Raw genomic sequence first — 19,476 nt, 5'->3', positions numbered from 1 at the left:
CATCGGGCGATGAACCGGGGGTGTTCCCCCGGTTTATATCGTTCAATGGGGCGGAAGGGGCCTATCTCACTCGTTGCTTGCTGGTGCAGGCAGTTCCATTGGCAGCTCCATGGTGTCGCCAAACCACTTTTCCTGTAGCTCTGCCAGGGTGCCGTTTTCATTGAGACGCTGGATCTGTTCGTCCATGAATGTGTTGAGGCTTGCGCTGGCTTCGTTGTCGCGGCCGGCCCAGCTGAAGTAGACCGGATCGCCGAAGGTGCCTACGACCTTGAAGGTGTCCGGGCGCGTGCGTGCGGCTTCCATCAGGTTGGGGAGGCTGTTGATGACGACATCGACGCGCCCATTACCGAGATCCGCATAGGCCTCGTCGACCGAGGTGTAGGTCTCGATAGCCGCTACGCTTTCATCGAGACTCTCGGAGTAGGCTTCCAGGGCGTCCAGTTGCGCCGATCCGGCTTGGGCACCGGCGACCTTGCCGGCAATGTCTTCGGGCGATTCCACCGAGTCATCACCGGCCCGTGTCATGACGGCCATGGTGGCGTCAGCAATCGGGGCACTCAGATGGAAGCGTTCCATGCGTTCGGGAGTTGCGGTCACGGAAGTGACGACATAGTCGAATTGCTCGCGTTCCAGGCCGGGGAGAATGCCCTGCCAGGGAAGGTCCTTGCGGTCGAGTTCGACACCATCCAGCTCGGGCATGATTTCCGCCATGATGTCGGCGGAGTAACCCACGATCTCGCCATCTTCGACGAACTCGAAGGGGGCGAAACGTGCCTCGGTGCCGACGGTGAAAACCCCTTCATCCTTGATATCTTCGAGAAGGTCGGCATGCGCCGTTGTCATGCCGAGGGTGGCTGTCAGCAGGATACCGGAGGCTGTGAAGGCCAAGCGGGGAATAATGGATGCCGTGAATGGACGAGTCATGTGTGATCCTCCTGATTCTTGTAACGATTCACGTTCGAGGACGAGAGCTGTTTTGTCGTTGTCGGCTCTAGTAAAGCAGGGGATTTACAACAAAAAAATTGCTATTTTTTGCAGTTAACACCTAAAATATTGATGTAAGTTGCACCGCAATGACGCACACTCCATGAAACTTGCTGCTGCTGACCTGAAAAGTCTGGCCGTTTTCCTCGCCGTTGCTGAACATCGCGGCTTTGCGGGGGCGCAAACGGCACTCCACATGAGTCAATCCGCCATCAGTTTCCATGTCCGGTCGATCGAGGAACGTGTCGGGTTTACCGTTTGTCGGCGAGGACGACAGGGGTTCGAACTGACCGAGCGTGGTGCCATCGTCTATGAAAGAGCCAAGGCGCTGCTGGCCGATGTCGATGACTTCGACAGTGAGATGAGTGAGCTACGCAGTACCGTCTATGGCACGCTACGGCTCGGTGTAGTAGACAACACCATCATGAATGGTGAGCTGCGGTTGCAAGCCGTGATCGGCGAATTCCTGCGCAAGAATCATAAGGTGAGAATCAACATCACGGTGGGGAGCCCCGATCACCTGATCGGGGAGATCGCCAATGGCGATATTCAGGTCGGTATCCTGCCGGAAACGACCCAGATGGAAGGGTTGCAGCATCGCCAGATCTATACGGAGATGCATAGTGTGTATTGTGCTTCCCACCACCCGTTATTCGATCGACCGGACGATGCCTTGAGCATCGAGGAAATCGGCCAACATCCCTTCGTGGTCAGGCCCTATGCCAACCTTCAGGAGTTGCAGGAATTTCCAGGAGCCCAGGTAGGGGCACATGCGTCCAATATGGAAGCGCAGGCGCTGCTGATACTGAGTGGGCATTTCATCGGCAACCTGCCCGCACATTATGCCTCGCATTGGGTGGAGCGGGGAGAACTGCGCGCTCTGATGCCCGGCAGCATCCATATCCCCTCGCCATTCTGTATCGTGACACGCGCCGGTCGGCGTCCATCCTTGATGGTGCGCAATTTCATACAGGAGCTGGTTGCCCAGTTGTGGCAGCACGCTCACGATGGAAACGGTGCCGATGAAGCGGAAGACGGCAGTCGCGGTCAGGTTGCTGAAACCGTGAAACGCTAGATATCCTCAAGCTGCCACACATCATAGGCTGGCTCTTCATAAGGATGGGCCAGTTTCAGCGCCGCCACAGCGGCATGGACCACGTCATCACTGCACACCAGTTCCACCTTGAGTTCCTCGACTCGTTCCAGATCGCCTACGGCGCCGATATGCGGATCTGCCCCCTCCAACGGGCGGAATTGCCCCGTTCCTGGAGTCTGGAAGCAGCACGCTTCATAATCGCCGATCTGCCCGGCGCCTGTTTCGAATACGGCTTCCTTGACGGTTTCGGCATCTTCTTCAGGGACGAAAAACGCAAGCTTGTACATGATCGAACTCCTGATGATGGCGACATTGCTACTCTGTCATAGATTGAGACGCCATGGCCTGGCATGCAAGGGGCGCTGATGCGCCAGTCGTGGTTGAACTCGGCGAGATCGAGCTACCGGGCGAGGGTGAACTCCCATCCTGTCGAATCGGCCATGGAACCTTCCTTGTCGTCATGCACGGACGATACGCTACGACAAGTGACCGGCCAGGAGGACCGGGATGACAGCACGACACTAAAATGGCTAACAGGCGTTGTCGGCGATTTCTGACAAAAGTGTCGGAAGAATGACGATAGGGAGACGTGATGAACGACGTACTGATGTCCCTGCTGGAGACCCATGATATTGTCCCGTTGGGTGAACTTAACCCATTGAGCGGGGGAGATATTGCCTCGGTCAGCCGCTTGGATACTGACCATGGGCCAGTCGTGGTCAAACATGACGATGCGGAACGACTGGAAGGCGAAGCCGATGGGTTGCAAGCCCTGCGCGACGCCGGCAGTTCCTTGCGGGTGCCGGTGGTGCTGGCCGTGGCCGATGGGTGGTTGATAATGGAGGCGCTGGAGTCTTCAGGGCCACGGCGCCGGGACGACGCCGCCCTGGGGGAGGGCTTACGCAAGCTACATTCCGTGGTAGGCGATACCCATGGCTGGCCGCGTAACAATGCTTGCGGATTGACACCTCAACCTAACGAGCCCATGGCGGATGGCCGAGCTTTCCAACGCGAACGGCGCCTGTTGCCGATGGCTATGGCCTGCCATGAGCGTGGTTTGATGGCCGCATCGCTGCGAGAGCGGATCGAGCGAGTCGCCGACGATCTAGAGCGTTGGCTGGAGGATGTTCCGGCCAGCCTCATACATGGGGATCTGTGGTCGGGTAATGTGTTGTTCACCCCGGAAGGGCCGGCCGTGATCGATCCAGCAGTATATTGCCACTATCCCGATGTCGATCTGGCGATGCTGACGCTGTTCGGCTCTCCGGGCGACACGTTCTTTGAAGCGTACTGGAATGGCCGGCGTCCCGATGACTGGTCGGTGCGCGAGGCATTATTCCAGCTGTATCCGTTACTCAATCATCTGCTGCTGTTTGGTGGCGCTTATCGCGGTGCCGTCGAACGCGCTGTAGCATGCGTCGAAACGGGGTAGAGGTCATGCAGCGGCATGTCGACCTTTCATGTCGCTCGTCCCTGAGCTAGGTTCTTATGTGTACGCTATCCGCGATTGATTCGCAGGCAAACATGCGGCATTGTATGTAAACTGTTGTCTACGCCTAGCAAAGGAATTCCTGATGTCGCCCTTGATTGATGATGCTTTCTCCGGCCGGGGACTTGCCGTCCTTGGTCGTCGCACCTTGTTGCCGTTGATGATTGCGACTGCCATGGCGAGCCCCGTACAGGCGGCCGATCTCTTGACGATCACCCGCGATGCCTTGGCCAATAATGCGACTCTGGCGTCGGCACGATCGAGTTATTCCGGTGTCGAGTCGGGTCGCGATGTCGAGCGCGGCGATTTACTGCCGCAGCTCAATGCCTCGGCTGAAGCGGCGAACAACCGAACTTATAACGGACAGACCGGTTCCTCTCAGGGTACCGGTACCGGAAGTAGCGCAGGTGTCGAAGATGATTACAACAGCGTGAGTGCATCACTGGAAGCGACCCAGGCATTGTTCGACGCCACGGCGTGGCATGAACTGGAACGCGCGGAAGAGGAAATAGAGCAGCAAGCGCATTCACTGGAGGCGACGCGACAGCAACTGCTCTACGATGTGGCAGCCGCCTATTTCGACATCCTGCGGGCGCATGACATTCTTGAAGCACGCGAAGCTCAGGAAACGGCCATTGAGCGTCAACTCGAACAAGCGCGTGAGCAATTCGATGTTGGCTTGATTGCGATCACCGATGTCGATGAGGCCGAAGCGAGCTACGATCAGGCACGCGCCGACCGGATCGCGGCGGAAAATGATCTACAGGTCAGCTTCGAAGCTCTGGAACGTTTGACAGGGCAGCGCTATAACACGATCGACGGTCTCGGTGATGAGTTGCCGATCGAGTCTCCTCAGCCAGGCAACCGAGACGACTGGGTCGAATTGGCGATGGAGCACAATCCGAGCCTGCTGATGGCAGAAGCCGGTGTCGATGTGGCACGTAGCGTTGTCGATGTATCGCAAGCCGGGCGGTTACCGACACTCGAGGCGTTTGCCAGCTATCAATATTCCGATACTGACAGCGAGTTTCAGCAAGAGTACAACTCGAGCGGTCAGTTCGGCGTGAGAGCCAGTATGCCGCTGTATACGGGGGGCACTACCAGCGCCGGTATCGAGCAGAGTACCTATGAGCTCGAGTCCACGCAGTACGATGCCGAGGCACAGCGTCGCGATACCATACAGCAGGTTCGTTCGCTGTTCACTCAAGTGAGCAACGATGTCGAGAGTGTCGAAGCACGCCGCCAGGCCATCGAGTCCAACGAAAGCGCCCTGGAAGCCACCCGGTCAGGCTATGAGGTCGGTACCCGTAACATCGTCGATGTCCTCAATGCCGAGCAGAACCTGTACGACGCCATCGCCAATCATGCGGAAGCGCGTTACGACTACGTAATCGATTTGCTCGAACTGCGTCAGCAGAGCGGTATCCTGGATACCAATGCCGTTCGGTCAGTCAACGAGTGGTTGCGTAACGAGGATCAGGTATCTCTGGCGCTGCCCAATGAGTCGGCCAATGGTAGTAGCCGTTACGATGATGCCATGGATATTGGGGCACCGCCTGAACAGCCCGCCAACTGAGTGTCGTTGCATCTCGGCCGTGGTTGCCTCGCTACGAGCGTGGCCATAGTGATTTGAGCCAGTGCACGAGACGTTGCCAGAATGGTCCTTCGACGAAGGTGGCCCGGTTCGAGCAGCGCTCGGCGGGGCGATCCAGGAAGCTGGCAATCGGTGCGGTTTGAGCCGGTTTGTCGAGCATGGGGGCATGACCGCAGCCGGCTACCTCCAAATACGTTAATCCGGGGTGTCGTTGCTGCATCCGCTCGACTGTCGCGGCAGAGAGTATCGATGATTCGGCACCACGTATGACCATCAGAGGACACTGGATTGCAGCCCAGTCTGCCCAGGTGTCTCGCGGCGTATCGTTGACGAACTGCTCGGCAATGCGGGGATCGTAGTGGAAGGTCCAACTGCCGTCGGGTAGGCGACGCGCGCTGTTCAGCGCCATGGTCTGCCAGGTAGCATCATCGTCGATGCCGAATGATGCATAGTGTTCGCGGAGTTCTGTCAGCAACTCACCGAAGGTGTAGAAACGGTGGGGAATGGCGAAATAGCCGGCGAGTCCAGTGAGGCCGTCCGGATCGATTTCCGGACCGACGTCATTGAGGATGAGGCGCTCGATGCGGTCGCTGTGATTGTCGTTCGAGGCGATCAACATACCAAGCAGTCCGCCCATGGAGGTACCTACCCAAGGCACACATTCGAGCTGATAGTGATCCAGCAGAGCAAGGGCAATCTGCATGTAATGGCTGTAGAGATAGTCGTGGGCGGGGAATAGCGACCAACTCGATAGCCCTCGTCCCGGCGTGTCGGGAGCAATGACTCGCCACTCGGGGCCCAAAGAGCGGGCCAGGCCCTCGAAATCTCCGCCATGGCGGGCCAGACCATGCCAGGCGATGAGTGTTCGCGGCGCTTCCGGGTGCCAGACACGCACGGCTATTTCCAGTTGTCGTACACGTATCAACTCGAGCTTGTCCATCGTCCAACCTTCGTTTTTGGGACTCGACAGACTTAGAGTGTAGACGCTATGTTGCTATGCAATATTAGCGCGATGCACTCAGGCAAGCTAGATTGACGGACGAACTGTCAGTTCGCGGGACGTTGCATGAGTTCGAACAGGGTGTCGATGACGTGGCCACCCTCGGTGATGATGGAGAAGCCGTCGGGTCTACGCAGCCAGTCATGAAAGAGACCGCCGAGGGTCGACTGGAGCAGGCGGGTGGCAGTTTCAGGCGTCAGAGTGGGAACGAGCAAGGCTTGATCATGGGCACGCTGAAACTGTTCACACAGTTCACCGAAGCATTCGTTGGCGAGCTCATCCTGCATTTCCAGCGGATTGATGTCGCTGAAGAATTCGCAACGGTGAACGAGTATGGAAAGGATACGGCGATAGCGCGGTTGCTCGAGGCGTTCAAAGCTGACATGGCAAGCGAGGCGAATGGTTTCCAGTGGTGAGACTTCGGATGTATGTTCGACCTCGTCGACCAGGTCGGCGAATGGCATGCGCACACGTTCCAATAGCGCGCGAAACAGATCCGCCTTGTTTCTGAAATGCCAGTAGACGGCACCACGCGTCATACCGGCGTGGCGAGCGATCTGCTCCAGTGAGGTGCGTGCGACACCCTTGTCAAAGAAGACATCTTCGGCGGCATCGAGCAAGGCTTCGCGAGTCGCGGCGGCTTCGGCTTTGGTGCGTCTGGGCATGGTGTTCAATCAATTTCACATAGGTTTCATAATTCAGTTTACCGCAGATGAAGGCGGACGTCGCGATTTACATGCATGTGTGTATGGATGTAAGGTTGCACCCCTCCTAGCATACATACATGCATGTAACTATAATGCATGGTTCCCGATGGGTTCCAGGAGGGAGCCATCGACAAACGTCTCATTCGCGGAGTCTAATTCATGCCACAAGCGTCTCGGGAGAGAGCTTCTCCTCGCCATCCTGGTCATTGCCGAGTGAACCGGACATGCGAATCGAGTGTGGCGCGGTATATCTATCTTGATGCCTGAACATGGGCAAGGGCCATTCGAAGCGATTGCCCGTCTTGGCGGTTTGCGTTCCGACTGACTGTTCAGTCGTCTCACGAAAAGATCAATGGAAACGACGTTATGAAAAAGAAGAGTCTCTCGCTTCGTGGAAGCCTGGCAATGCTTGTTGCCGTGATGGTGCTGACAGGCTGTGGTCAGGGAGAGGAACCCGAGGGGCAGGCCGAGGGAGGACAGGAGCCTCCTCCTCGTCCGGTCGAAGTGATGGAAATGGCCCGGCAGGATATCCCGTTGGAAAAGTCATATCCTTCGTTGCTGCGTAGCGATGACGAGGTGACGCTGGTGGCACGCGTTTCTGGCTTCCTGGAAGCGCGTCACTATGAGCGCGGACAACTCGTCGAGAAAGGCGATCCGCTTTTCACGATCGAGCCAGACCTGTACCAGGCCACTGTCCATGAACGTGAAGCGGACCTGCAGAGTGCCCAGGCAGAATTGGCCAGGGCCAATCGCGATGCGCAACGTTACGAACAACTCTTGAGTCAGAACTCGGTCAGCCGCCAGCAGTATGATCAGGCGTTAGCCGACCAGCGTGTTGCGCAGGCCAGCGTGGCGCAGGCAGAGGCGGCGTTGGCGAGCGCGCATCTGGATCTGGATTACTCTGAAGTGACCGCACCGGTATCCGGAATGATCGGTTTACATCAGGTGAATACGGGCAATCTCGTCACGGATGGTACGGAGTTGGCGACGATCACGCCCTTGGACCCGTTGGAAGTGCGTTTTCAGTTACCTCAGCGTGATGCGTTCGAGCTGCGTCAGCAGCTATCCGACGATACGGAGGTGTCGGACATCGGTGCCAGTTTGCGAATTCCTGCGCTGGATGACAGAGAGGATGCCCGGCTGCAGGGACGTCTGGACTTCCTGGGCTCGCGGGTCGATTCGGATACCAGCACCGTTCAGGCGGCAGCGGTTTTCGACAACCCGCAGGCCGCCGTTCTGCCGGGCCAGTTCGTCCGCGTGCGGCTGGATGGCCTGAAGCGTTATGACGTGCTGGCCGTTCCCGAGATCGCCGTGACACAAGGATTGATGGGCCCTCAGGTGTTCGTCCTCGATGAAGACAACAAGGCGCGTTCGCGCACCGTCAGACTTGGCGAAGTCGCGGGGCCCTGGCAGATCATCCGTGAAGGGCTGGAAAGTGGCGATCGTGTCGTGGTCGGTGACCCCGCCGGTATCGAGCCGGGCATCGCGCTCGATCCGCAGGCATTCGATGGTGACGCTGAGGAGATCGTCGAGGAAGCTCAGCAAGAGGCTGACGAGCAGCAGGCCGAACAGCAGGCTGGGCCTGGCGAGGCGTCGGAAGGTGACCAGGGCGGTGACGAGATGTCCGCCGACGGCGATGATGAGGGAGCCGAGGACGCATGAATTTCTCCAACTTCTTCATCAAACGCCCGATTTTCGCCACGGTGCTGGCGATTATCCTGACGGTGATCGGAGCGATGAGCATGCGGGTACTGCCGATCGAGCAGTATCCCAGCGTCGTGCCGCCGACAGTCTCCGTGCAGGCGCAATTCCCCGGTGCCGATGCCGAAACGGCGGCGCAGACGGTGGCAGCGCCTCTGGCCGAGGCCATCAATGGGGTCGAGGACATGATATACATGACCTCGACCAGTGCCGACAATGGCACGGTCAACCTCAGTGTGGCCTTCGATATCGGCACGGATGGCGATATCAATACCATCAACGTGAACAACCGGGTTCAAGGCGCGCTGTCGCAGCTTCCGCAGTCGGTACAGGATCAAGGCGTTACCGTCGAGCTCAGTTCCGACGAGATTCTGTTGCTGGTCGCACTGATCTCACCTGAAGGCGACTACAACAACGTCTTCATGCAGAACTACGCCACCCTGAACGTTCTCGATGAGTTGCGTCAGGTGTCCGGGGTCGGTAACGCCGAGGTGCTGGGTGGCGGTGAGTTTGCCATGCGGATCTGGATGGACCCGGACAAGATGGCTCAGTACGATCTGACGCCTGCCGAGGTGTCCAGCGCCATACAGTCTCACAATACCGAAGTGCCGGCAGGCAGTCTCGCCGCGACGCCTCAGGAAGATCCGCGAGCCTATACCTATACCATCACGGCGGATGGCCGGCTCAACGATGCGGATGATTTCCGCGAGATCCCCTTGCGTACCAACCCCGATGGCTCATCGTTGCGGTTGGACGATGTGGCCAGTATCGAACTGGGTGCGTCCTTTTACGGCATCGATGCGCGTCTCAACGGCAATACCATGACGCCGATCCTCATCAACCAGCAGCCAGGGGCGAATGCGCTGGAGACGGCGGATGGCGTCAAGGAAGCCATGGTCGAGCTGGAAGAGCGCTTCCCGGCGGGGATGGAGTATGTGATTCCGTACGACACGACGCTCTTCATCGATGCCTCTGTGGAAACCGTGCTCCATGTCTTCGTGGAGGCGTTTCTGATCGTCGGTGTCATTCTGTTCATCTTCCTGCAGAACTGGCGCTTCACGATCATTGCCATGTCGGTGGTGCCGGTCTCGGTCATTGCGACTTTTGCCGGTTTTTACGCCTTCGGATTCTCGATCAACCTGCTGACGCTGTTCGCCTTGGTACTCTCGATAGGGATCGTGGTCGACGATGCCATACTGGTGGTGGAAAACGTCGAGCGTGTGCTCAGTGAGGAAGAGGATACCTCGGTTCGTGACGCGACGATCCGCGCCATGAAGGAGGTCGGTGGTCCGGTCATTGCGACGTCGTTGATCATGGCAGCGGTGTTCATTCCGGTCGCGTTCCTGGGGGGCTTCACCGGGCAGATATATCAGCAGTTCGCCTTGACCATCGCCATTTCAGTGGCCTTCTCAGCGTTGATGGCACTGACGTTCACACCCGCTCTGTCGGCGATCTTCATCAAGCATAAGCCCCAGCTCCAGCAGTCGAAGTTGATGCGGGCGGTCAATACGCCGTTGCGCTTGTTCGATCGCTTGTTTGCCGGTATCACGGCCGTTTACATGTGGGTAGTGAAGTTCCTGGTGCGATTCTGGGGGGTGGCGCTATTGCTCACTGCGTTGGTTGGTTTCGGCTCATGGTGGATGTACCAGAACACGCCGTCGACCTTGGTTCCACAGACCGACCAAGGCTTCGTACTGGCGAGTGTCTCCTTGCCGGATGCTGCGTCACTGGCTCGTACCAATGGCTACATGGATCAGTTGAGTAGCCAGATCGAGGAGATACCAGGGGTTCAGTATTCCACGGCTGTGGCGGGTTACGATATCTTGTCCGGCGCGGTCAATTCGGCACGTGGAATCGTTTTCGTCAACATGGTGCCCTGGCCGGAACGTGATCTCACCGCCGATGAATTGGTCGGCAAGATCATGCAGTTGGGAGCCCAGATCGATGGCGGTTCGGCGATGGCCTTCAATGCGCCACCCATTCAGGGGCTGTCAACGACCGGCGGCTTCACGGGATATCTGCAATCGTATGAAGGGGCGTCACCGGAAGAGCTTTACCAGGCGTCTCTGCAGGTCATGCAAGCGGCGAACGAGCATCCCGTGCTGCAGGAGGTGTTCACGACCTTCAATACCAATGTGCCGGGTTACCGCGCAGAAATCGATCAGCAGAAGGCGTTGAGTTACGGCGTGTCGATAGACGCTCTCAACTCGACATTGTCGACTACGTTCGGTGCAGGGTTCGTCAACTACTTCAGCTATCAGAACCGTAACTTCCAAGTCTACTTGCAGAACGAGGATGAGTTCCGCAAGACGCCGGAAGATATCAACAACGTCTACGTACGTGGTGGTAACGGCGATCGTATCCCCCTGTCGGAATTCGTGGAGCTTGAGCGGGATGCCAAGCCGGCGGTGGTATCGCGCTTCGGCGTTTACCTCGGCGCTCAGTTCCAGGGGGGGCCGGCACCCGGCTACAGTTCGGGACAGGCCATCGAGGCGATGGAGTCGGTCGTCCAGGACACCCTTGGCAGTAACTGGGGGATGGGCTGGACCGGGACGGCCTACCAGGAGTCTGAAATGGGCAATACGGCCACGTTGGCCATTATCTTCGGCATGATCATGGTCTTCCTGATTCTGGCGGCTCAGTATGAAAGCTGGTCGCTGCCACTGGCGGTGCTAACCTCCACGCCATTCGCTTTCCTGGGGGCGATCGGCGGTATCGTCATGCGTGGTCTGGATACCAGTATCTATGTGCAGATAGGCATGCTGGTGGTTATCGGGCTGGCGGCGAAGAACGCGATCCTGATCGTGGAGTTTGCCGAGTTGCAGCGCCGTGAGCAGGGCAAGTCGATTTCCGATGCCGCCATCACGGCCGCTGAACTGCGCTTCCGTCCGATCGTGATGACATCGTTGGCGTTCATCTTCGGCACCTTGCCATTGGCGTTGGCCACGGGTGCCAGTGCGACCAGTAGTCACCATATCGGAACCACGGTTGCGGTAGGGATGGCTACGGTCGCGATACTGGCCAGCTTCTTCGTGCCATCTTTCTACGCCATGATCGCTCGTATCTCCGACTGGATGCAGCGAAAGAGGGGGAAACGACACGACGAGGCGCAGGGCGGCCAACCGGCCCTGGAGGACGATCAGCGTTGATCGTGTCTGGCTAGCCAGTTTCTGGCGATAGCTCGCGGGCATTCCACTTTCGGGTGGAATGCCCGTTTTTGTATGCAGCCTTGATATCGATCAACTCAATGTTGGGCATGTTTCTGGATGAGTGGTCTATGATGAAGGTATAAACCCATTCGCTGGCTAAGTACCAGCGTAAGGAGCACGCCATGGAGACCGTACTCGGAATTGCTCTGAGCTTTCCGCTGGTTCTGTTCACCTTGTTACTGCCGCTGGTCGTTCTCTACTGGTTGCTGGTGGCGGTTCGCCTGCTCCCCGTTGAACTGTTCGAGCGCGACAGCCTCAAGGGGGATCATCTGGCCAGTACCATGGTGTCGCTCGGCTTTGCCGGAGTACCTGCCACCGTCGCGATCACGGCGCTGCTGGTAATGGCGGGAAGTTTTACGCTGGTGATCGAACTCGTTGCATTACGCTGGATGTCGCTTGGGCTATTCCGGGTGCCTGTGGGTGTCCTGGTACTCTGGATGACCTTCGTGGCGGCATCTCCGGTTGCCGAGGCGTTTTGCCGACGTCTACACGGCTGGTTTCACCGCCATCCTGCAGCAGCGCACCGATGCCAGTTGGGCGAGACCGTTCGCGTGACTGAGAATCCGGATAGCGGGGAATACGCAACGGCGATCTTCGTCGATGACCCAGCCAGTGAGGTCCGTCTTCATGGTAAGCCTGGCGCGCGACCACAGGTGGGGGAACGCCGGGTTCTGGTGAAGTACCTCGCCGATGAGGAGGCGTACCGCAGCGTTCTGGAGTCGGATTATCTGGATGCGCGTGCGTATCTTAGCCACCTGCGTTTGATGCAGAAGAACAAGGGGCAGGACGATACGGCACATAATGGGGGGTCAGCCACATAATACGTGGGTCGGGCTCGTTTCTGATACGCTGATCCCGTATAAAGGAGCCCTGTTTCAGACAGTCAATAAGGACGGACGATGGCCCGACCCGCTTTCGAACTCGCCGGCACCCGGGTGGAGCCGGGTGGCCGTGCTCAGATCGATGTGCCCGTTGCGAAACTCTACACTCATGCACCTCTGCATATTCCGGTCGAAGTCGTGCACGGGCGCCAGAAAGGCCCTGTCATTCTGGTTTGCGGTGCCATTCATGGTGATGAAATCAATAGCGTCGAGATCGTACGACGCTTGCTGCGAAGCCGCGCGATTGCCCGGCTACGTGGCACGCTGATTGCGGTGCCTATCGTCAATGTGTTCGGCTTCGTGCAGCACAGCCGTTACTTGCCGGACCGCCGTGACCTGAACCGTTGCTTTCCGGGTAGCGGTGAAGGTTCGCTCGGCTCGCGAGTGGCTTCGTTGTTTCGCGAGCAGATCGTCGATCAGGCCACCCATATCATCGACTTGCATACCGGGGCGATTCATCGCACCAATCTGCCACAGATTCGTGCACAACTAACGTCACATCCGGAAACCGCGAGTATGGCAGATGCTTTTGGGGCACCGGTCATCCTCAATGCTGAACTGCGCGAAGGCAGCTTGCGTCATTATGCCCAGAATCGCGGCGTACCGGTGCTGACGTACGAGGCAGGTGAGGCATTGCGGTTCGATGAATGGGCGATTGCGCCGGGGGTGCGTGGTGTTTTACGCGTCATGCGACGGCTCGGGATGCTGGCAGGGGAGCATCGTCGACGTCGCCCACCGCCGGCCGAAGTGGCCAATGGTTCGAGCTGGGCGCGTGCCCCGATCGATGGCATTTTACGTCCGCGGGTAAGACTGGGCGCTCGCGTCTCCAGGGGCCAGGTGCTGGGGTTGGTTGCGGACCCGTTTGGCAATGCCGAGGGAGAAGTCAAAGCCACGGCTGACGGAATCGTGATCGGTATGGGCAATCTGCCGTTGGCTAACGAAGGCGAAGCACTGTTCCACGTGGCGCGTTTCGAAGCCATCGAAGAAGCAGAGAACGCAGTGGAATCCTTTCAATCGGACTATGAACCCAGCAATGGCTTGAGCTGATCGGACCATTTGACGCCGTAAGGGTGTCACACGGCTGCCAGGCCATTGGCTTGATGGTGCGGTATGGGGTCTTCCGGAACCCAGGCCAGCGCATCATCGAAGACGTCGAGACCTGCACCGCTACGGTGGGCGTTTTCCGACAAGTGGCGTCGAAACCGGCGACCGCCGGGGCAGCCCTGGAACAGACCCAGCAGATGACGCGTAATATGATTGAGCTTCGCGCCTTCTTCGAGGCGTCGTGCGATATAGGGCCGGATCGCCTGCGCCGCCGAATGCCGGCTCTCGGCGGGACCGGCAGTTCCGTATAGGGTCTGATCGATCTCTGCCAGCAGCCAGGGGTTCTGGTAAGCTGCGCGACCGACCATGACGCTGTCGACATGCTGGAGTTGGGCTCGGCACTCGTCGAGCGTCTTGAGGCCTCCGTTGATGCCGATGTGCAACGCTGGGTGGTTCGTTTTCAGACGATACACGCGTGCGCGGTTGAGTGGTGGTACATCGCGATTCTCCTTGGGGGACAATCCTTCCAGCCATGCCTTGCGGGAGTGCAGGATGAAAACATCGCAACCGGCATCGGCAACAGTGGCTACGAAGCGCTCGAGATCCGCATCCTCGTCCTGATCATCGATACCAATACGGCACTTCACGGTCACAGGGATCGAGACGGCCTCACGCATGGCGCGCACCGCCTTGGCGACTGTATCAGGATACGCCATCAGGCAAGCGCCAATCAGGTTGTTCTTCACTCGGTCGCTGGGGCACCCGACGTTGAGGTTGACCTCGTCATATCCCCAGGCTTCGGCGATCGCCGCACACTCTGCCAACTCTCCGGCGTCACTACCGCCCAGTTGTAACGCCAAGGGATGCTCGACATCACTGTATCCTAAAAAGCGCTCACGGGGGCTGCCATAGAGGATCGCCCCAGTCGTCACCATCTCGGTATACAATAGGGCGCGGTGCGTCAGCGTTCGCGCGAAAGCGCGGAAGTCGCGAGTCGTCCAATCCATCATGGGGGCGACGGAGAATGTCCTATCAAGCTCAGGCCGCGTGATGTCAGTATTCATCCTGGTTGTGGCGGTTGCGTTATCGATCATAACGGTTCATGACTACAGTGATTTCGCCCCGTTCTTTGCCATGCCTTGGTACTGGTTTGGCACATGGGGTGCCGGCAATTTGGTACATCGGGAGGTGTTCGTGGCAACGACAGGCATCAAGGATGCGCCGTCGAAAGGACGGCAGTTTCTCATACTTGGCGCAAATTCGCATTGCCGATGTGGCGCGATCGAGCCCGTCACCCCGATGCGCGATATGAACGGATGCCACGCAACATATCGAGATCAAGGAGATATCGATTATGCTGGCAGGTAGGATGGCACAACATGCTGTTGTTTTGTTCAGTATCGGGTAACTGAGGTGGTAAAGGTGTCGATTATGGCGACAAGGCGTGTCGATAGACACTTTGCGCAGAGGGGCGTCGTTTCCCAGACGTTGGTGCCGCTGTTGCTGCTGTTCATGCTGACTGGCTGTGGAGGCGACGGTGAGGATGGTGAAAGCAGCCAGCCAGCGGAGACGACTCAACCGGCTGCAGTCGACGAGGATACCGCCACTGCTGAATCACAGTCGCAGTCGGTCGAGACGTTGTCAGCGCCTGTCGATGTCTCGTTGTCGGCGGAGCGACAAGCGAATCGTCGTCTGCTGATTTCCGGAGACACGAACCTGCCCGATGACACCGAAGTCGTGATTATCGTTGAGCGGAGTAGTAGCCGCTTGAGTTGGCGGTCTAGAGTCGCTGTGCAGGATGGCCGGTTCGAGGCAGGACCGTTGGGACCGGAAAGTGGTGTGCCCGATGGTGACTACACGATTACCTTCAGGATGTCTCCCCCCGGTGTGCAGCCGCCGTCGGTTCAACGAGTCATAGGTGGCCAAGGCGAGCACCTGAGTGGGCCGTTGGTATCACAAGCGGAGTATGAAGGTGCGGTGGCTACGTACTCCACGGCTTACAAGGCCGGCAATTGACTGCCTGTTAATGGACGTTCCGATGGTCGGGCAATCATTTTTCGAGCTTCTTGACCAGAGGTATTTGACGGGGAGCGATTAACTGTCAGGTGGGACGATAATGAATAAAGACGTTCGATTCAGCGACAGGGAGGCCGCTCCGATGGATCAACCCTGCTAGGGAAGGAGGGATTGATCCATCGTTTGTCACGGCCGCCTGCCCTTGGGGATACCGGGACCTATCTGCTGCTCCAACCGCACCGATTCCTGTCAGTCCGACACAAGCGACCAGCGGGCGATGAGCCTGCCATGAATATGCGGCGTGGATCGCGACGGCAAGTGTAAGTTGTCGTTCTCCATTCGTTGTATCGATAGTCGCCCCTGGTATTCGACGATATAGAGCCCGTTACCCTGATGGCTTTCGGTCGGTGTAATGGCCGCCAGGTCTCCCCGAGGAAGGTGATCGAAGGTCGCTTCCGGTGATGGCGTCACGATATAACAGGGAATGGGGGCCTCGCGCGTGTTTGGCCATGAGATCGGTAGGGCCGTTACCTGACTGGCATGCTTTTGCCAAGGGAGTGGCAGCGTCGGCGTCAGTTGCAGAAAAGGAAAGGGTGTTTCTGGCGACTCCGTCAGTAGCTCATCTAGCCCGCAGCCGAGCGCTTCAGCCAGTGCGACCAGACGGGTGTGCCCGATTTGCTTGATTTCACCGCTTTCCCAATAGCCGATGGTGACATCCGATACACCGACCTGACGGGCGAGCGCTGCTTTGTTGAGCTTAGCGTGTTCACGTAACCGTTTGATCCTTGCGCCTAGTTCTTCCATTGAATGTATCTCGTTTCAGGGGATAAGGCATGCTCTGGCATTCGCCAGCGACTGTGCAATAACGCGCATCAACGTTGAGATAACTGTTGGTCCTGAGAAGTTCCTTCACCAACGGCGTCACTGCAGGAAAGGAAGAATAGCGAAACCGGCGTGGAATTCGGAAGATGGAGCTTGAAAAGAAAAAGCGTGCCGGCTGTTATCTAGCATCGGCACGCATAAGGCAAGTATGCACTGAAGGCGCCATCCAGATCTGACGATTGTCACGATCTGATGGCGTTGCGGTTGGTTGCGATGACTCGTGCCATCGATCAAACGCACGGGCAGTATAATCAGTCGGCTTTTTCGGAATAAGTGGGTACAATCGAAAACTTGTGTTTCCATATTGGAAACAAAGGGGATATGTAAATAGCGGCGACAGGAGGTATGGGGTGGCCACACTGGATGCGCTCAAGGTCTTTGTCGACGTGGTGCGTAGTGGCAGTTTCACCGGCGCAGCTCGACGTCTGGGGATTTCCAAGTCGCTAGCCTCCAAGCGTGTAGCGTCGCTGGAAGATGAACTCGGGGTCAGCCTGCTCAATCGGTCGACGCGTTCGCTGCATCTTACCGAGGCCGGGCAGATCTATTACGAACATGGGTTGCGCATATGCGAGGAGTTGTCGGCGGCAGAAGCCCAGGTCCAGTCGGTAACCGCCAGGCCGCGCGGTCAGTTGAAAGTCAGTGCTCAAGTGAGCTTCGGTTTCATGTATCTGGCGGCACCGACGACCGAATTCATGCGCCGCTATCCGGATGTGGCGGTGGAGATCCTGCTCGAGGATCAACGTTTCGAGCCGATCGATGAAGCCGTGGATCTCGCCATTCGGATGGGGCCGTTGCCGCCATCCAGCATGGTCTCACGACCACTTTGCAAGGTCGTCTATGGTGTATATGCGGCACCGGATTATCTGGCACGAGTCAACTACCCCCTGCATCCTCAGGACATCGCTACCTACGACACGATCTTCTATGGTAACTATGACTTGGGAGCGCACTGGCGCTTCTCGCTCGATGGCCAGCCACTGGATGTCGAGCCGCATTCGCGGCTGGTCATCAATAACCTGCTTGGCGTCGTCGAAGCCGCCAAGGCAGGTTTCGGGTTGGCCTATCTACCGACCTTCGCCGCCCGTTCCGCCGTGGCTTCCGGCGAGCTCGTCCCTCTCTTGCAACCCTACTGGAATGAGCATGGCAGCATGCTGGTCCTGTTCCGATCCAGGAAGTACTTGCCGGACAAGACTCGTACTTACCTGGATTTCATCACAGAATGGTTCCGGGAAAATCTGGTGCTTTGAACGTCTCGGCTATGGACCATTGGCTCGCACGGTTTGATGTTCGCCATGCGAAGCTGGCACGAAGTGCCGTAGTAAAGCTGATGATCGGCTACCGAGTGCGTATAATGTCGCCAGTTTGCCTCCAAGAGATTGAATCACCATGACTGTACGCACTCGCATCGCTCCGTCCCCCACGGGTGACCCGCATGTAGGCACGGCTTATATCGCGTTGTTCAATCTGTGCTTCGCTCGTCAGCACAACGGTCAATTCATCTTGCGTATCGAGGATACCGATCGTGTCCGCTCGACTGCGGAATCCGAGCAGATGATTCTGGATTCCTTGCGTTGGCTGGGGCTCGATTGGGATGAGGGGCCGGATGTCGGTGGCCAGTTCGGTCCTTACCGTCAGAGCGAGCGTGGTGATATCTATGCCGAGCATGCGCAGCGGTTGCTCGATGCCGGGCACGCTTTCAAGTGTTACCGAACCAGTGATGAACTCGACGAGTTGCGCGAAACGCGCAAGGCCGAGGGACTGCATCTGGCATTGAAGCCGCATGACCTTGCCTTGTCCGAGGACGAAGCGGCACGTCGTGAGCGTGAAGCGTGGCCTTATGTGGTTCGGATGCAGGTACCGGAGGAGGGCACCTGTGTCGTCAGTGACATGCTGCGTGGCAGCATCGAGGTGGATTGGGCCCAGGTCGATGCCCAGATTCTTCTCAAGTCCGATGGCATGCCCACCTATCACCTTGCCAATGTGGTCGACGATCACTTGATGGGGATCACTCATGTGCTGCGTGGTGAGGAGTGGATCAATTCCGCACCCAAGCATCAGTTGTTATACGACTATTTTGGCTGGGACATGCCAGAGCTATGCCACATGCCCTTGCTACGCAATCCGGACAAGTCGAAGCTCTCCAAACGAAAGAACCCCACGTCGATCAATTATTATCGACGCATGGGGTATCTGCCCCAGGCAGTGACCAACTATTTGGGTCGTATGGGGTGGTCGATGCCTGATGACCGCGAGAAATTTTCGCTTGACGAGATGATGTCGCACTTCGACGTTCAGCGGATCTCTCTGGGTGGGCCGGTGTTCGATCTTGAGAAACTGACTTGGCTTAATGGGGTTTACATCCGCGAAGATCTCGATGACGAGGCTCTCCTACATGCCCTGCGCGAGTGGGCATTCAATGAGGACTACGTCAAGCAGATCCTGCCACAGGTCAGGCCCAGGGTGGATACTCTGTCCGAGGTGGCTCCGCTGGCCGGTCATTTCTTTTCCGGTTTGCCTGCTATCGATGAGTCGAGCTTCCAGGGCGTCAAGCTGGAGCGCGAGACGCTTCTCAAGATGCTGCAATTCCTGGTCTGGCGCCTGGAAGGCGTCACAGCCTGGCATAAGGAGGCGCTGCTGGATGAGGTCAAGGCCTTGGCCGACTATTTCGAGCTCAAGATGAAAGCCTTCCTCGCCCCGGTCTTCATTGCTGTCACTGGCTCTCCAACATCCACGTCGGTGCTCGATGCAATGGCCATCCTCGGTTCGGACATGACCCGTGCTCGCTTGCGTCATGCTGTCGATGTACTGGGGGGCGTTTCCAAGAAACAGGCGAAACGCTTCGAGAAGGAATATCGAGAACTATAAGCCATCGG

At 57.8% G+C, this 19,476-nt stretch carries 17 protein-coding genes; 11 read left to right on the top strand and 6 right to left on the bottom strand.

The features are described 5' to 3' along the window. Positions 1-66: 66 nt before the first annotated feature. Positions 67-924 (bottom strand): transporter substrate-binding domain-containing protein, encoded by an 858-nt coding sequence (locus FVV99_RS12625; protein ID WP_148254429.1) that lies wholly within the window; start codon positions 922-924, stop codon positions 67-69. A gap of 163 nt (positions 925-1,087) precedes the next feature. On the opposite strand from FVV99_RS12625, the gene FVV99_RS12620 reads away from it, so the two are divergent. Beyond that, complete coding sequence (locus FVV99_RS12620) at positions 1,088-2,059, top strand: LysR family transcriptional regulator (protein ID WP_148254428.1); 972 nt, start codon at positions 1,088-1,090, stop codon at positions 2,057-2,059. On the opposite strand, the gene FVV99_RS12615 is transcribed toward FVV99_RS12620, so the two are convergent. Beyond that, entirely contained in the window at positions 2,056-2,367 is a 312-nt protein-coding gene (locus FVV99_RS12615; RefSeq protein ID WP_148254427.1) for a Nif3-like dinuclear metal center hexameric protein, read from the bottom strand. The genes FVV99_RS12620 and FVV99_RS12615 overlap by 4 nt on opposite strands. A gap of 305 nt (positions 2,368-2,672) precedes the next feature. Here FVV99_RS12615 and FVV99_RS12610 point away from each other — a divergent pair, with 305 nt between their 5' ends. Together FVV99_RS12610 and FVV99_RS12605 are read left to right on the top strand one after the other, a co-directional pair. Beyond that, positions 2,673-3,512, top strand: a complete 840-nt coding sequence (locus FVV99_RS12610; RefSeq protein WP_148254426.1) for a fructosamine kinase family protein — start codon at positions 2,673-2,675, stop codon at positions 3,510-3,512. Positions 3,513-3,654: 142 nt separating this feature from the next. Then, the gene (locus tag FVV99_RS12605; protein ID WP_236645402.1) at positions 3,655-5,145 is read left to right on the top strand and encodes a TolC family outer membrane protein; all 1,491 of its coding nucleotides are present in this window, start codon (positions 3,655-3,657) and stop codon (positions 5,143-5,145) included. Between the two features lie 31 nt (positions 5,146-5,176). Here FVV99_RS12605 and FVV99_RS12600 read toward each other — a convergent pair whose 3' ends face one another. After that, positions 5,177-6,103 (bottom strand): alpha/beta fold hydrolase, encoded by a 927-nt coding sequence (locus FVV99_RS12600; RefSeq protein WP_148254425.1) that lies wholly within the window; start codon positions 6,101-6,103, stop codon positions 5,177-5,179. 107 nt (positions 6,104-6,210) lie between these two features. Next, positions 6,211-6,828 (bottom strand): TetR family transcriptional regulator, encoded by a 618-nt coding sequence (locus FVV99_RS12595; RefSeq protein ID WP_148254424.1) that lies wholly within the window; start codon positions 6,826-6,828, stop codon positions 6,211-6,213. Positions 6,829-7,236: 408 nt separating this feature from the next. Between FVV99_RS12595 and FVV99_RS12590 the strand changes: the two genes are divergently transcribed. The 4 genes from FVV99_RS12590 (at position 7,237) to FVV99_RS12575 (ending at position 13,708) form a co-directional block, all read left to right on the top strand. Further along, positions 7,237-8,532 (top strand): efflux RND transporter periplasmic adaptor subunit, encoded by a 1,296-nt coding sequence (locus FVV99_RS12590; RefSeq protein ID WP_148254423.1) that lies wholly within the window; start codon positions 7,237-7,239, stop codon positions 8,530-8,532. Beyond that, entirely contained in the window at positions 8,529-11,720 is a 3,192-nt protein-coding gene (locus FVV99_RS12585) for an efflux RND transporter permease subunit (RefSeq protein ID WP_148254422.1), read from the top strand. The genes FVV99_RS12590 and FVV99_RS12585 overlap by 4 nt, the downstream gene beginning before the upstream one ends. Before the next feature lie 182 nt (positions 11,721-11,902). Then, positions 11,903-12,601 carry a hypothetical protein gene (locus FVV99_RS12580; RefSeq protein ID WP_148254421.1) on the top strand — a complete coding sequence of 233 codons (699 nt, stop codon included), beginning with the start codon at positions 11,903-11,905 and terminating at the stop codon, positions 12,599-12,601. Between the two features lie 78 nt (positions 12,602-12,679). Then, complete coding sequence (locus FVV99_RS12575; RefSeq protein WP_148254420.1) at positions 12,680-13,708, top strand: succinylglutamate desuccinylase/aspartoacylase family protein; 1,029 nt, start codon at positions 12,680-12,682, stop codon at positions 13,706-13,708. A 26-nt stretch (positions 13,709-13,734) separates the two neighbouring features. Here FVV99_RS12575 and dusA read toward each other — a convergent pair whose 3' ends face one another. Then, positions 13,735-14,769 (bottom strand): tRNA dihydrouridine(20/20a) synthase DusA, encoded by a 1,035-nt coding sequence (dusA, locus tag FVV99_RS12570; protein ID WP_407921349.1) that lies wholly within the window; start codon positions 14,767-14,769, stop codon positions 13,735-13,737. Between dusA and FVV99_RS18685 the strand changes: the two genes are divergently transcribed. Together FVV99_RS18685 and FVV99_RS12565 are read left to right on the top strand one after the other, a co-directional pair. Then, on the top strand, positions 14,756-15,073 hold the full coding sequence (locus tag FVV99_RS18685; protein WP_201745101.1) for a hypothetical protein: 318 nt from the start codon (positions 14,756-14,758) through the stop codon (positions 15,071-15,073). The two genes, dusA and FVV99_RS18685, sit on opposite strands and share 14 nt — an antisense overlap. A gap of 63 nt (positions 15,074-15,136) precedes the next feature. Then, positions 15,137-15,721, top strand: a complete 585-nt coding sequence (locus tag FVV99_RS12565) for a hypothetical protein (protein ID WP_148254418.1) — start codon at positions 15,137-15,139, stop codon at positions 15,719-15,721. A 249-nt stretch (positions 15,722-15,970) separates the two neighbouring features. Here the strand turns inward: FVV99_RS12565 and FVV99_RS12560 are convergent, their stop codons facing one another. Then, positions 15,971-16,525: a helix-turn-helix domain-containing protein gene (locus tag FVV99_RS12560; RefSeq protein WP_148254417.1), complete on the bottom strand. Its 555-nt coding sequence runs from the start codon at positions 16,523-16,525 to the stop codon at positions 15,971-15,973. A gap of 428 nt (positions 16,526-16,953) precedes the next feature. Here FVV99_RS12560 and FVV99_RS12555 point away from each other — a divergent pair, with 428 nt between their 5' ends. After that, positions 16,954-17,850, top strand: coding sequence for a LysR family transcriptional regulator (locus FVV99_RS12555; protein ID WP_148254416.1), 897 nt, complete (start codon positions 16,954-16,956; stop codon positions 17,848-17,850). 139 nt (positions 17,851-17,989) lie between these two features. Beyond that, the gene (gene gltX, locus FVV99_RS12550) at positions 17,990-19,468 is read left to right on the top strand and encodes a glutamate--tRNA ligase (protein WP_148254415.1); all 1,479 of its coding nucleotides are present in this window, start codon (positions 17,990-17,992) and stop codon (positions 19,466-19,468) included. The last annotated feature ends 8 nt before the right edge of the window (positions 19,469-19,476 follow it).

The organism is Aidingimonas lacisalsi, from assembly GCF_008079445.1.
Classification (GTDB): Bacteria; Pseudomonadota; Gammaproteobacteria; order Pseudomonadales; family Halomonadaceae; genus Aidingimonas; species Aidingimonas lacisalsi.
The sequence above is the reverse complement of the archived record's forward strand: the minus strand, read 5'-3'. Positions and strand labels throughout refer to the sequence as shown.